Source organism: Niallia oryzisoli (assembly GCF_043641075.1).
Lineage (GTDB): Bacteria > Bacillota > Bacilli > Bacillales > Cytobacillaceae > Bacillus_BD > Bacillus_BD oryzisoli_A.
Genome location: NZ_JBHZRC010000005.1, coordinates 238,433 through 251,516, shown reverse-complemented (window position 1 = coordinate 251,516; position 13,084 = coordinate 238,433). Strand labels below are relative to the sequence as shown.

Below are 13,084 nucleotides of genomic sequence, written 5' to 3'. Positions count from 1 at the left end.
TTTACAATGTCTTCTTAACGGCCGTTAAAGAAGTATCAATAATGGAAATGATTTTTTCTACTTCATCCTTTGTGATACAGAATGGCGGTGCAAAGGCAATTGTATCTTGACCCTCATAAACAATGGCGCGGCCAATCATATTATGCTTAAGGGCTTCCTCTACTACCTTTAGTGATACTGGTTCTGCAAAGGTTGTTTTTGTTTCTCTGTCTTTAAAAATTTCAATCGCACCAAGCAAACCAATTTGACGAATGTTTCCAATTTCCTCGTGCGTTTGCTCTAAATATTTGAATCCTTTTAGCAGCTCTGCACCCATTAGGTTTACATTTTCATGTAATTTTTCTTGTTCAATAATTTCTAAGTTTTTAAGAGCGACTGCGCAGGCTGTGTTATGACCGCTGTACGTATATCCGTGGTAGAAGTTACCTTCTGTCAGTTCCGTTAACTCTTCTTTCAATCGATCCGTGAATACGACCCCTCCAAGCGGAGCATAGCCGCTCGTAATCCCCTTCGCAATGGCCATCATATCAGGTACCACATCAAAGTTGTCGATTCCAAAGTTTTTACCTGTTCTGTAGAAGCCATTGATTACCTCATCAGCAATGAACAGGATATCGTTTTGATCACAGATTTCACGAAGCTCTTTAAAGAAGTTTTGCGATGGTGGCAGGTTCACGCCGCCAGAGCCTTGAACTGGCTCAGAAATGATGGCTGCAATCGTGTCTGCACCTTCACGCTCGATCATTTCCTTCAGTGCTTCTATAGATGAATCGACATAAAGATGATCCTGAGATAATCCTGGGAAATCTCTGAATGGGAACAATCCTGTTGCAGGTGACGCACCAATGGATACCCCATGATAAGATTTGCCGCGAGAAATGATTTTTGTTTTATTTTTATACCCCTTCATCTTCCAGTAGTAGCGTGCTGTTTTGAATGCCGTGTCATTTGATTCAGAACCGCCGCATGTGAAGAACGTATAGTTCAAATCACCAGGTGCCATTTCAGCAATTTTGGCTGCTAAGCGAATGACTGGTTCATGGCTGTTCGTTGCGAACGTTGAGCTGTAAGCTAGATTTTTCATTTGCTCCATCGCCGCAATCGCAAGCTCCTCCCTGCCATGGCCGATATTTACATTCCACAATGAAGATAAACTATCAATCACTTCTCTTCCTCTAATATCCTTTAAATAGATTCCTTTTCCTTCTGTAAAAATAAACCCTGGTCCATCTGCCTTTTGCTGTCTAAATGAAGTAGACGGATGAAAGAAATGCTTCTTATCTAGCTCTGCTAATTCCTCGTACTTTTTTTGCGCGCTTTCAGTCACTTCTAATAACATTGTAATTTCCCCTTCCGGTTTTAAATTTTATTATTTTTTCATCTATTAAGTTTCAGTCTAGTAAAAGGCTGTTCGGCCTTACCATTACACCGTTTTTTTATAATTCAGCTTAAAGCTAACGACCTTTGGCTCTGTCATCTCCTGAATCGCGAACTTCACACCTTCTCTTCCAAGTCCAGATCCCTTCACACCGCCAAATGGCATCCCGTCAATCCGATAATCACTGCTGTCATTAATCATTATTCCGCCCACATTCATTTTTTCAATAGCTTCAAAGGCTTTTTCAATATCTTTTGTAAAAATTCCAGCCTGCAACCCATAGTCCACATCATTGGATTTTTCAATCGCAGAGGCAAAATCATCCACAGGGTATAGTAAAACAACTGGGCCAAATATCTCCTGCTGTGCGATCGTGCAATCTGCCGGTACATCTGTTAAGACGGTCGGAGAATAATAGGCACCGTCACGCTTGCCTCCGATGAGAAGAGTGGCCCCTTTTTCAACGGCTTCATTCACCCATTTTTCTACCCTTATCGCTTCCTTTTCGTTAATCAGCGGACCCATGTCTGTTGTTTCCAGCATCTTATCGCCCACTCGATATTGGCTTACCCGAGCAACGAACTCCGAGCAGAACTCATCGTAAATATCCTGTTCAATATACACCCGCTGGACTCCTAGACAATTTTGTCCCACTGCATAGAACGCTCCTGAAACGGTTGCTTCAACAGCCTCCGGGAGATCGGCGTCTTTCAATATAATGACAGGTGAATTGGATCCAAGCTCCATGCTAATCTTTTTCAAGCCTGCTTTATGAGCAATCTTTTCGCCTGTTTCGAGTCCGCCTGTAAAGGAAACCATTCGAATGGCCGGATGTGTAATTAATAGATCGCCAATTTCCCCTCCATGCCCGGTAATAACGGAAAGCACTTTAGGAGGCAGTCCTGCCGCTTCAAAGGCTTCCGCTAAAAGTAGAGCACTCAACGGCGTAACCGTCGCCGGCTTCACGATAATCGCATTTCCTGAGGCGATGGCAGGGCCGACTTTATGGGCAACTAAGTTAAGAGGGTCATTAAAAGGAGTAATGGCGGCAATGATTCCAATTGGAAAACGATAATAGTAGCCAAGGCGATCCTCACTGCCTTCTCTTTGATCAAACGGAATCGTTTCTCCCTGTATACGTCTTGCTTCTTCAGCCGATATTTGCAACGTTTGGATACAGCGTTTCACTTCGGCTCTTGCCTGATTAATCGTTTTACTGCCTTCCAGGGCAATCGTTTCAGCATATTTTTCGCTGTTTTTATTAATATAATTGGCTGCCTTGTTTAAGATGCTGATCCTTTGGTGAACGGGCATCGAAGCAGCTCGTTGAGCCCCTTCCTTCGCTTGTTCAATGGCAAATAACATATCCTCTGCAGAGGCTGCAGGAACATTTGTAATCAATGAATCATCCTGAGGGTTACATACGGCAATTGTTTCCTCTTTACTAATCCATTCACCCGCAAGGAACATTTTCGTGCCAAGTACTTTCGTTTTCATACACATCACACCTTCCTGAGAAGTTATAAAAGGATTATTGCTTTAGCAGCTTAAGAGCAGCTTCAGTAAGAATGGACACGCCTAACGGCAGACAGCCTTCATCAATATCAAAAATATTCGTATGCAAGTCACGTGAAATCCCATCCGGCAGTGCACAGCCCAGGAAGAACATCGCCCCTGGAATCTCTCTTGTCATATATCCGAAATCTTCTCCGCCAAGTCCAAATGGTTTCTGTACGATTTTGATCTCTGGGTATAATTCTTTTGCTGCTTCCTTAATCATTTCATTTACTTTTGGATCATTATTTAAAGCCGGCTCTCCTCGTTCTACTTCGAACGTATAAGATCCGCCGAATGCTTCCACCACTTTAAATGCCTGCTCCACCTCTTTCGCCAGCTGATCTCTGACATCAGGTGAATAGGTCCTTAATGTACCTGTAATCGATACTTCCTCAGGAATGATATTGCTGGCCGTTCCTGTCTCGATTTGACCAATGCTTGCAACGGCTGTATCTAGTGCAGATATTTTTCGCGAGATAATCCCATAAAATGCTTGCAGGAACGATCCCAGCATCCAAATGGGATCCGTGCCTAAATGAGGATATCCCCCATGCCCGCCTGTCGCTCTAATTTTCCCATGGAAAACATCGACATTTGCCATGCTATAGCCATCATTCACCTGGATGGTTCCGACAGGCTCCCATGGACACATATGAAGAGCAATAATGGACTCAACCTGTTCCAATATTCCCTCCTGCATCATGTACGGTGCCCCTGATAAGCCTTCCTGATCTGTCGCTTCCTCCGCAGGCTGGAAAATAAGCTTTACTGTTCCTTGAAAGGATCCTTCCTTTGCCTTTTTGGCTAGGATTTTTGCGGCACCCAGTAAAATCGTTGTATGGGCATCATGGCCGCAGGCGTGCATAACACCTGGATTTTGTGATTGAAAGCCATGTTCATTTTTTTCCGTGATGGGCAGGGCATCCATGTCCGCCCGAATCGCCACGGTTTTTCCTTCTCCAGAAGAAATGGCTGCTACAACTCCTGTGTTAGCAATGTGGGTTTGAATTGTGACACCTTCAATCTCCTTCAAGGTTTCGGCAACAAATTGGGAAGTTTGAAATTCGTGAAAGCTTAATTCCGGGTTTTGATGAAGATGCCTCCTCCAGCCTACAAGCTGGTCTTCGATTGCCATTGCCTCTTTGATCAGGTCGTTCGTTACAATCATGAGTAAAACTACCTCCTATTCTGAATTTCCTACATCACTGTCAGTTGTTTATGATTTTCCACCGTCAGCCCAATGGTTTCAAAGGCCTCAAGCTGCTGATACGCATGGAGAGCAATGGCTGTATCCTGTACCCCTGTGCCTGTTAAATCACAAACGGTTACTTCATGATCATTGATTCTGCCTGGAGCTGCTCCAGCAATGATTTCGCCTAGCTCTGTGACAGAGTCCTCTTGATTCATTTTTCCTTCTTTAATCGCATGATGGAGCTCACCTAAGCAAAGACACTGTGCCTTGGAGTCACACACGTATCGATCTGAGTTGGCAATAACCGCGCCTTCCAGCTCTTGTTTATCTTCCGCATCCGATCCCATCGCCGTAATATGAAGGCCAGGATGAAGCCACTCTGATTTGATTATTGGACTTTTGGAAGGCGTAGTTGTCACGACAATTTCACTGGCCTTGACAACCGCTTCAGGCGAGGAGGCTGGGATAACTGTGATATTCAAAGCAGCCTCCATCTCCTCTTTAAACTTCTGAACTTTTGATTCCGACCGGCCGTATACCCGTATTTCTTTGTAATCGCGAACGAGTTTAAGCGCTGTCATTTGGTATCTTGCCTGTGCCCCCGTTCCAATGACTCCGACAGTCGTCACCGCATCTTTCGCTAAATATTTCGCTGCAACCGCTCCTGCTACTGCCGTTCGAATTTCTGTTAAATATCCATTGTCTAGTAAAAAGGCTTTGGGCTCACCCGTTTTCGTACTAATGAGCATCATGAAGCCATTCGCACTTGGCAGGCCCAATTGATTATTATTAAAAAAACCGGAGGAAACCTTTATGGCGAATAAATCCTTATCTGGAATATACGCTGATTTCACGTCCACTTCCCCGTTATTTTCCTTCACATCAATACGCATAATCGGAGGCATCATCACTTGTTTTGTCACTAATTGCTTAAAGGCGTCTTCAATGATGTGAATCACTTCTTTGTTTAACTTAATAAAAGAGCGAATATCGCTTTCTGTAAAGATTTTCAAAAATGGGTCACTCCTTGTAAAAACCGATTATACTTGAAGATTATGATTTTCGTTTACAAACAACTGTCTTGGAAAATTCGTTAGCACTTCACAGCCAGTTTCTGTCACTCTGAATGATTCACTGATCTCAATTCCATAATTGTCAAACCATAATCCTGGGATTAAGTGGAAAGTCATATTCGGCTGTAATACAGTGAGATCTCCTCTGCGAATGCTTGCTGTATGCTCGCCCCAATCAGGCGGATAATTTAATCCCATGGAATAACCAATTCTTGAATCTTTAACAATTCCATGCTTGGAAATAACCTTTGACCAAGCGATTTCAAGATCTTCACAAGTCGCACCTGGTTTGACTACTTCAAGCGCGGCGTTTAATCCCTCCACCACAATGTTGGATACATCCAATGCCTCTTGACTTGGCTTTCCAAGTGAAACGGTACGTGCTAATGGTGAATGGTAGCGCTGGTAGCAGCCTGCAATTTCAATGATAACCATTTGGTCATTTGTATATTTTTTATCTGTCCAAGTGATATGTGGAGTAGATGTATTTTCTCCTGCAGGCAGCATCGGTACGATGGCAGGGTAGTCTCCCCCAAATTCACTCGTCCCACGGATTAAGTCTCCATAAATATTGGCAACTGCATCACACTCTCTAACGCCTTCTTGTATCGAATTCACAGCCGTTTGCATGCCGATTTCTACAATTTTTGCTGCTCTCCTAATGAATTCAATCTCCTGATCTGATTTAATAATGCGGACATAGTTGACTAGCAAACTAGCATCAGAGAATATCGCATTCGGAAGATTTTTCTTTAAGCATTCATAGGATTGTGCTGAAAAATAGTAAGAATCCATTTCAAGTCCAATTCGGCTTTTGGATTGGCCAATTTGGGTTAAGATTTGAGCAGCAAATTCACTAGGATGCTTTATTTTAGAATGGACATAGTCTTCTGAATAAGGGATGATATTTTCATGATAAAGCCATGTAGTAGCCTTTGCAGCATTCGCATCCATTTTTCTACCTATCCATATCGGCTGGTCCTCATCGACTATAACAATTAGCATTTGATCAACATAGAATGACCAGCTATTATATCCAGAAAGATAATTCATATTTGCTGGGTTCGTTACAATTAAAACTTCAATTCCTCTTTCCAGCATACTTTTCTTTGTTTGATCCAATCGTTTCTTATACTCTTTTAAACTAAATGGCAACATCATAATCCCTCTCTTTACTGTATCTATATTGTGTTTAAAAAGTTATGACCATTTGTTAATTTCATTATAGGGAGAATGCTTCAATAAAACATTCGCTAATGTGTATGAATTTTCAGAAATTATTTTTATACAATTTGAATCATACGTTAGACAGTTTTTCGTTTTCGCTAAGTTAATGATGATTATTGATAAATGGACTGTTTTGTATGTGGCCATGCGTTTGATTTAGCAAGAGTCACTTAATGGACACGTATATCTCAGTCCATTAAAGCACCGACACCGTTGTTTAACACAGCCTTCCTTTTAACAGCGTTTAACTAGAAAAGTGCATAAAAAAGGGAGTTTGCTACAGATATTTCTGTACCAAACTCCCTTTTTTACAATCCATTGATATTGGAGAGGTTTGTATTGATTTGTTCTCTCTTTATGGCCCCTGTTAACCAAACGCGAATACTAAAATCCAACAGGAATAGATCATCTGGATTAACGAGTGATAGTCCTGTTAAGGATTCAATTTTTCTTAGCCGGTATAAAAGTGACTGGCGGTGGAGATTCAGTTCACGTGCGGTTTGGCTGACATTTCCACTATTCCGGTTATAGGCCTTAAACGTATTAATTAAATCCATATCCCGCTTCTCGTCATATTCAACCAATGGTAAGATAGGGGCCGCGATGATTTCCTGCACTTCTTCATTGATTGCCAAATTAAGTAATAACCGATTCATGCGCATTTCATCGAAATTGACCCGTTTGCCAATGCCAATTTGCGTCCTTCCCATATCTAATGCCGCTTTTGCTTTTTTGAAGCTTTTAGAAAAATTTCCATTCCCATCCTTATGCTTTCCGATTCCCCATGATAAAGTCAAACTAGGAAATAAATGCTTTAATCTACGTTCAACCAAATCTAAAAAGTGATTCACTGAATCCGCATTTGATTCCTTTGTTATTTCTAAGAAAATAATCATCTGGTTTCCATCATAAGCAAATAGCATTTGATGCTTCACAGCCTCTGCTGCAAATATCAATTCTTCTTTTATGTAAATGACCATCTTTTCCAGCCAATTATTATTTTTAGAATGCCTTTTATGTTCTTTTTCCATCAAGGATGCTAGATTCTCTGGAAACCCAATAATACATTCATAGGGGATATCCAAGTTGTATTGAAACTGCTCTGCTTGTGACATTTTATATTCCTCGGAAAGATTTTCCCCCTTGATCAGCCTTAAAAGAAAATCATTTTGCAAGCGCATCTCGGCTTTCGTTACGACACTTTTTCGAGAAAACCATAAGGCACAAGCCATCATGGAATGTTCAATAATATGAAGCTCCTGTTGATTCAGCTCATAATTTATATCAGAATGAACACAGATTTCCCCTTCATGTACTCCATTCGTTTGAATAGGGAGATGATATAAATTCGATTCTTCATCAGCTATTTTTCTTATTTTAGAATGTAACGGATGGTTGGAGGCTTCCTGATTTTTTTGCTTTTTAATCAATTGATTCCTGATACTAAATACCTTTGATTGCTTCGCACTGCCAGCGACTGGGTTTCCCTTCTTGTCTAAAATTAAAATGGGAAGGTCCAGCTCTTCTTCAACATAATTTGAAATTTGCTCAAGGTTTTTACCATCTAGAATCATTTGAATTAACGTTTGATGAATCCCATTGGAACGTTTTGAATCCTGCTGTTGAACAAGGTTTAATTCTCTCATCACTTCATGAATGATATCAGCGAAGCGAATCTCCCATGGAATTTCTATTAAAATAAAATTTCTTTCCTCCACAAATTGGATGATTTCTTCGGGAATTTCAAATATGTAGCGGCCTGTAGCAATTCCTAAGGCCGATGCCCCCGAATTATATACATCTTTTACAAATTCTAATAATATATCAATGTCCTCATGACAGCCAATTCCTGTACTAAGGACAAATTCATTCTCTCTGACAAAATTTTCAACGGGGCTTTCAATAACCGAAATCCATTCAATCAATCGGTTACTGATAACGTCTTTACCTGTTTTTATTTTGGAGGTTTTCAATAGGGGAAGTTCGATTATGTCACTAACATGCAGCATGTTAACCATCTCTCCTTTCAATTTTGGAGTTTCTAATTGGTAGTCCAGCTTTCATAGGATGATAGAGTTTATTCATTTTTTGTACATAGTTTTGAAGGATATGAGAGACCACTGATACATCGACATTACATCCGCTAACAATCGTTCCTACTTTTCTATAGGTTTTTGATAATTTATTATTTAAAATTGCTGCCATCCCAACAGCAGCGGCACCTTCAACAGCCATTCGGTGGGCATCCATCATGAACCCCATTCCTTCAGCAATTTCCTCTTCAGAAACGAGAAGGAAATCATCCACATATTCCTTGATGATGTGAAACGTATACTCATTATCTAATCCAATCCCGCCTAGCAAGCTATCAGCTAATGTTGGCTGTTCTTTCAGTACGACCGGATTTCCTGCTTGAATGCTTTCATACATGACAGGCGATCTCTCCATGGAGACACCAATGACATGAATAGACGGAAGAACCGATTTTATCGCAAGAGCAGTACCTGCTAATAAACCTCCACCTGATAATGGAACAAGCAATGCCTCAAGATCGGGAACCTCCTCAAGAATCTCCAGTCCGACGGTTCCTTGGCCAGCAATAATATCATGATCATCAAATGGCTTTACGACGGTCATGCCATATTTTTCTTCAAGTTCATAGCAATATTTCTCTGCATCGTCCTGACTGTCACCGATGATTCGAATTTGTGCACCGGATTTTTTTAGTGCATCTACTTTTGCCTTTGGAACTCGGTTGGATATACAAATGGTTGATTGTATACCAAGTTTTTGCGCCACATAAGCAACGGCCAATCCATGATTCCCTGTTGAAAAGGTGGCAACCCCACATCTTTTTTCTTCTTCCGTCAAATGTAAAATTTTATTCGCCGCTCCACGAACCTTAAAGGACCCCGTTTTCTGCAGATTTTCTAGTTTAAGATAGACATTTGAGTCTGCTTTTTCAGAGAAAGGTGAGGAATGAATCAATGGAGTTGATGAAATGAATGGTTGAATTTGTTTTCTTGCTTCCCATATTTTTTGAATGAACTTCCCGCTTTGTATTCTTTCATTTGCATTTTTCAATAAAACCACTCCATATCCTATATGTTTATTATATCTAATTGTTAATATATTTCAATAATTCATAATATACAAATTATTATTGAGTCAATAGTATTTTTTTAATGATTTTTGATTTAACTGTTATTAGGGTGATATTCGTCTGTAAGTTCTCGCACATTGAGAAGTCAATCAAGCACGTGATTTATTGCACTAGATTATCATCTTGAAATGCTTAATGACTCAAACAAAGGTAAAACACCTCATAAGTAAGTCTTTTATAAGGTGTTTTACGATATTTATTCCTATATTATTTTGCAGTGACGTTTGGATTTAACTTACCTTCTACCACTGCTTCTACAGGCAATTCTTCTTTCCACCAGAGAGCCTTATCTGGATTTTTCAATAGTTCATTGATTTCACTTGGATCATCTACCGTTGGGGCAGATCCGCGTAACGATTTGCCGGCGGTTTCTTTTACAAAGAAGCCAACGACTACAAGTCCGATGATACAAACTGCCATCAAGTAATAGGCAGGGACCATGCTGTTCTTCGTCTGACTCACGAGCCAAGCAATAACTAGCGGGGTTGTACCGCCAAATAAAGAGGTAGAAATATTATACGTGATTGCAAGTGAGCCGTAACGTACCTTCGTAAAAAATAAGGACGGTAATGTTGCAGGAAGTGCACCTTGAAAAGCAGCGAGCGTAATACCAAGGATTAACAATCCAGCAAAAACAACAAGGTTACTGTTTGAACCCATCATGATAAAAGCAGGTACACTAAGTAAAATCGTACCAATGAGAGCTCCTTTAACAATTTTGTTGCGACCAATTCGATCGCTCCAATAACCCATCCCTAAAATAATTGGAATCAGCAAAATCATCACAAGAAGATTAAAAACTAATCCTTTTGTTTCACTGTAGCCAAGTTCTTGGGTTAAATAAGATGGCATATACGTGAGAACCATATATAGCGATGTGTTATAAAAGAATACAATTCCTAAGCAAATTAAAAGAGGCTTCCAATGGTTTGTCAAAATTTCCTTCAAAGATGCACGATGACGATCTTCTTCCTTTGCTTCTTCCATCGCCTTGAATGCCGGTGTTTCCTCTAAGCGAGAACGTAAATAAAATCCAATAAACCCCATAGGTCCAGCAATCAAAAATGGAATTCGCCAACCCCATTCAACCATTCTTTCTGGGCCGATAATGTATGTCAAAAAAGTCACTAATGCAGCACTGGCACAAAACCCTACGGCTGTTCCAACCTCTAAACCACTTGTTAGAAAACCACGCTTTTTATCTGATGTTGATTCAGCAATATAAGTCATGGCGCCGGCATATTCGCCTCCAGTTGAAAACCCTTGTACTAACCTAGCAATCAGCAGCAAAATCGGAGCGGCAATACCGATAGTGGAATAGCTTGGAATAAGGCCGATAAACAATGTTGAAGCGGCCATCATGATTAGTGTAAGAGAAAGGACTTTCTTACGGCCCACTCGATCTCCCAGCATTCCAAAAACTAAACCTCCCACTGGACGCGCAATAAATGCAATGGCAAAAGTGGCAAATGCATAAATCAATTGATGGGCAGGGTCAATCTCAGGAAAAAAGACTTTACCAATCGTAACGGCTAAATACGCATAGAGACCAAAGTCAAACCATTCCATGGCATTACCAAGCGAAGTAACGACAACCGTTTGCTTAGCAACCTTCGTATCTACAACAATAATATCCTCTTTTTTTAAATTACTCATATTTCATTTTCCTCCATCTTCATTACAGGTATAGGAATTGATCATTTGAAAATTTTCGTGAGAAGATTGATTGATATCCGTTTCAAATAAAGAGAAAAACGATACTTATGCTATGTGAGTGAAAATTAAATTGAATTTCAATCTTTGAGGTCGCTACCATTTTCTTTTTTGTCATAAACAGGAAAACGTTTTCATTAAAAGTGGTTATTCAAGCTTGATTGTTTAAGTACATTTAAGTAAAATATGTACTATTATTATTAGTAAAAAATATTCCACTGGATGGTTTTTGCCCCGCATTCCTGCTTGTCATTTATACCCTATGAATCCTCTAAGGAAACTCAGTTTCTTTACAAAACACTGAAATATCACTACCTTTCCAACCTTCTCATACAACACCTTTAAGAAAGTTCTGACTTTTCTGTATATTTTTTAGATTAACAAGAATAAAAAACCTAAACAATACACAAACTGTATGAAGATTTTTTTCAGCTTTTTAGACAATATAACTACAAAATTCATTTGCCCCGATAAAAAGGGTCTCTCATAAAAGTGCAATTTAGAATCGATAAAGTTTCGTTAGTTTTTCAGTTCTATATAATTTAATTTCATATAAGTCCTCCGCTAATAATTTAGCATGTAAATTTATAATTGTTTTCTTTTTACATTCAATAGGCAAATCTCCAATTGACGAAATTGCAAGACTCTTATATAATTTAACCAATTAATAAAATAAAGCAAGCACAAAATGGGGAGCACCACCGAAAGGGTGTTACCCTTTTTGTGCTTTTTTTTGTGGAAAAATTGAAAGGAAGTGTAAAAAAATGAAGGTAAACGGGTCTTTTGTCGCATTAGAGGAAGAACAAAGTTTGTATGACTATTTAACGCTACGAAACTTTGATTTAACAAAAATAGCAGTTGAATGCAATGGAAATATTGTTCCGAAAGCAGAATATAAGAATGTCATTCTAAAAGAAGAGGATACATTAGAAATTGTTAGATTTGTAGGAGGAGGCTGATCAACATGAAAATAATCATCAATGGAAAGGAACAGGAAACGACTTATCAGACCGCATTTCAAGTAAGAGAAAGTATAGGAAATCCTGAAGATATCGTTATTTTAAACGGATTTCAAATCAATCAAGATTCACCCTTAGCTGAGAATGACATTCTTTCTATTATTCGAAAAGGCGTCATGCCTGATGAAGAGGAATTAGAAAGCATGATGATGGCCAGGCATACTCCCTATGTCCATCAAAGGGTAAAAAAAGGAAAGGTCGCCATCGCCGGTTTAGGCGGTCTTGGTTCTAATATTTCGGTTATGCTGGCGAGAATCGGGGTTGGACATCTATTTCTAGTTGATTTTGATATTGTTGAGCCTAGTAATCTTAACCGGCAAAGCTATTACGTTCGACATCTGGGAATGCCAAAGACAGCCGCACTCAAGGAGCAGCTAGAAGAAATTAATCCATTTATTACAATCGAGACAAGAGACGCTAAAATTTCAGAAGAAAATGTGAAGGAGCTTTTTGAAGGCTACGATGTCATTTGTGAAGCCTTCGACAAACCGGATGCCAAGGCCATGCTGGTGAATACGGCATTGGAGCAGCTCCCCGGTTGTAAAATCGTATCCGGATCCGGAATGGCAGGCTTTGACAGCTCGAATTTAATCCAAACAAGAAGACTGATGAAACAATTATATGTATGTGGAGATCTAGAAAATGAAGCAAGGATCGGCAGTGGGTTAATGGCACCACGAGTGCAAATTTGCGCCGGGCATCAAGCAAATATGATTCTACGATTGCTATTAGGACAAGAGGAAGTATAAGGAGGATTTTTCA

At 39.8% G+C, this 13,084-nt stretch carries 10 protein-coding genes; 2 read left to right on the top strand and 8 right to left on the bottom strand.

What is annotated here, in order from left to right; genetic code table 11:
* Position 1: 1 nt before the first annotated feature.
* From ACHUFV_RS16725 to ACHUFV_RS16690, 8 genes are all read right to left on the bottom strand, one after another.
* Positions 2-1,339 carry an aminotransferase family protein gene (locus tag ACHUFV_RS16725; protein ID WP_394236101.1) on the bottom strand — a complete coding sequence of 446 codons (1,338 nt, stop codon included), beginning with the start codon at positions 1,337-1,339 and terminating at the stop codon, positions 2-4.
* An 84-nt stretch (positions 1,340-1,423) separates the two neighbouring features.
* Positions 1,424-2,875 carry an aldehyde dehydrogenase family protein gene (locus tag ACHUFV_RS16720; RefSeq protein WP_394236099.1) on the bottom strand — a complete coding sequence of 484 codons (1,452 nt, stop codon included), beginning with the start codon at positions 2,873-2,875 and terminating at the stop codon, positions 1,424-1,426.
* A 34-nt stretch (positions 2,876-2,909) separates the two neighbouring features.
* Positions 2,910-4,103, bottom strand: coding sequence for a M20 metallopeptidase family protein (locus tag ACHUFV_RS16715; protein WP_394236097.1), 1,194 nt, complete (start codon positions 4,101-4,103; stop codon positions 2,910-2,912).
* Between the two features lie 29 nt (positions 4,104-4,132).
* Positions 4,133-5,140 carry a cyclodeaminase gene (locus tag ACHUFV_RS16710; protein ID WP_394236095.1) on the bottom strand — a complete coding sequence of 336 codons (1,008 nt, stop codon included), beginning with the start codon at positions 5,138-5,140 and terminating at the stop codon, positions 4,133-4,135.
* Positions 5,141-5,167: 27 nt separating this feature from the next.
* On the bottom strand, positions 5,168-6,358 hold the full coding sequence (locus ACHUFV_RS16705; RefSeq protein WP_394236093.1) for a M24 family metallopeptidase: 1,191 nt from the start codon (positions 6,356-6,358) through the stop codon (positions 5,168-5,170).
* A gap of 377 nt (positions 6,359-6,735) precedes the next feature.
* Positions 6,736-8,436 carry a PucR family transcriptional regulator gene (locus ACHUFV_RS16700; RefSeq protein WP_394236091.1) on the bottom strand — a complete coding sequence of 567 codons (1,701 nt, stop codon included), beginning with the start codon at positions 8,434-8,436 and terminating at the stop codon, positions 6,736-6,738.
* A gap of 1 nt (position 8,437) precedes the next feature.
* Positions 8,438-9,520: a hydroxyectoine utilization dehydratase EutB gene (gene eutB / locus ACHUFV_RS16695; protein WP_394236089.1), complete on the bottom strand. Its 1,083-nt coding sequence runs from the start codon at positions 9,518-9,520 to the stop codon at positions 8,438-8,440.
* Positions 9,521-9,797: 277 nt separating this feature from the next.
* Positions 9,798-11,246 (bottom strand): MFS transporter, encoded by a 1,449-nt coding sequence (locus tag ACHUFV_RS16690; RefSeq protein WP_394236087.1) that lies wholly within the window; start codon positions 11,244-11,246, stop codon positions 9,798-9,800.
* Positions 11,247-12,067: 821 nt separating this feature from the next.
* Here ACHUFV_RS16690 and thiS point away from each other — a divergent pair.
* Together thiS and thiF are read left to right on the top strand one after the other, a co-directional pair.
* On the top strand, positions 12,068-12,262 hold the full coding sequence (gene thiS, locus ACHUFV_RS16685; RefSeq protein ID WP_394236085.1) for a sulfur carrier protein ThiS: 195 nt from the start codon (positions 12,068-12,070) through the stop codon (positions 12,260-12,262).
* 5 nt (positions 12,263-12,267) lie between these two features.
* Positions 12,268-13,071 carry a sulfur carrier protein ThiS adenylyltransferase ThiF gene (gene thiF / locus ACHUFV_RS16680; RefSeq protein ID WP_394236083.1) on the top strand — a complete coding sequence of 268 codons (804 nt, stop codon included), beginning with the start codon at positions 12,268-12,270 and terminating at the stop codon, positions 13,069-13,071.
* The last annotated feature ends 13 nt before the right edge of the window (positions 13,072-13,084 follow it).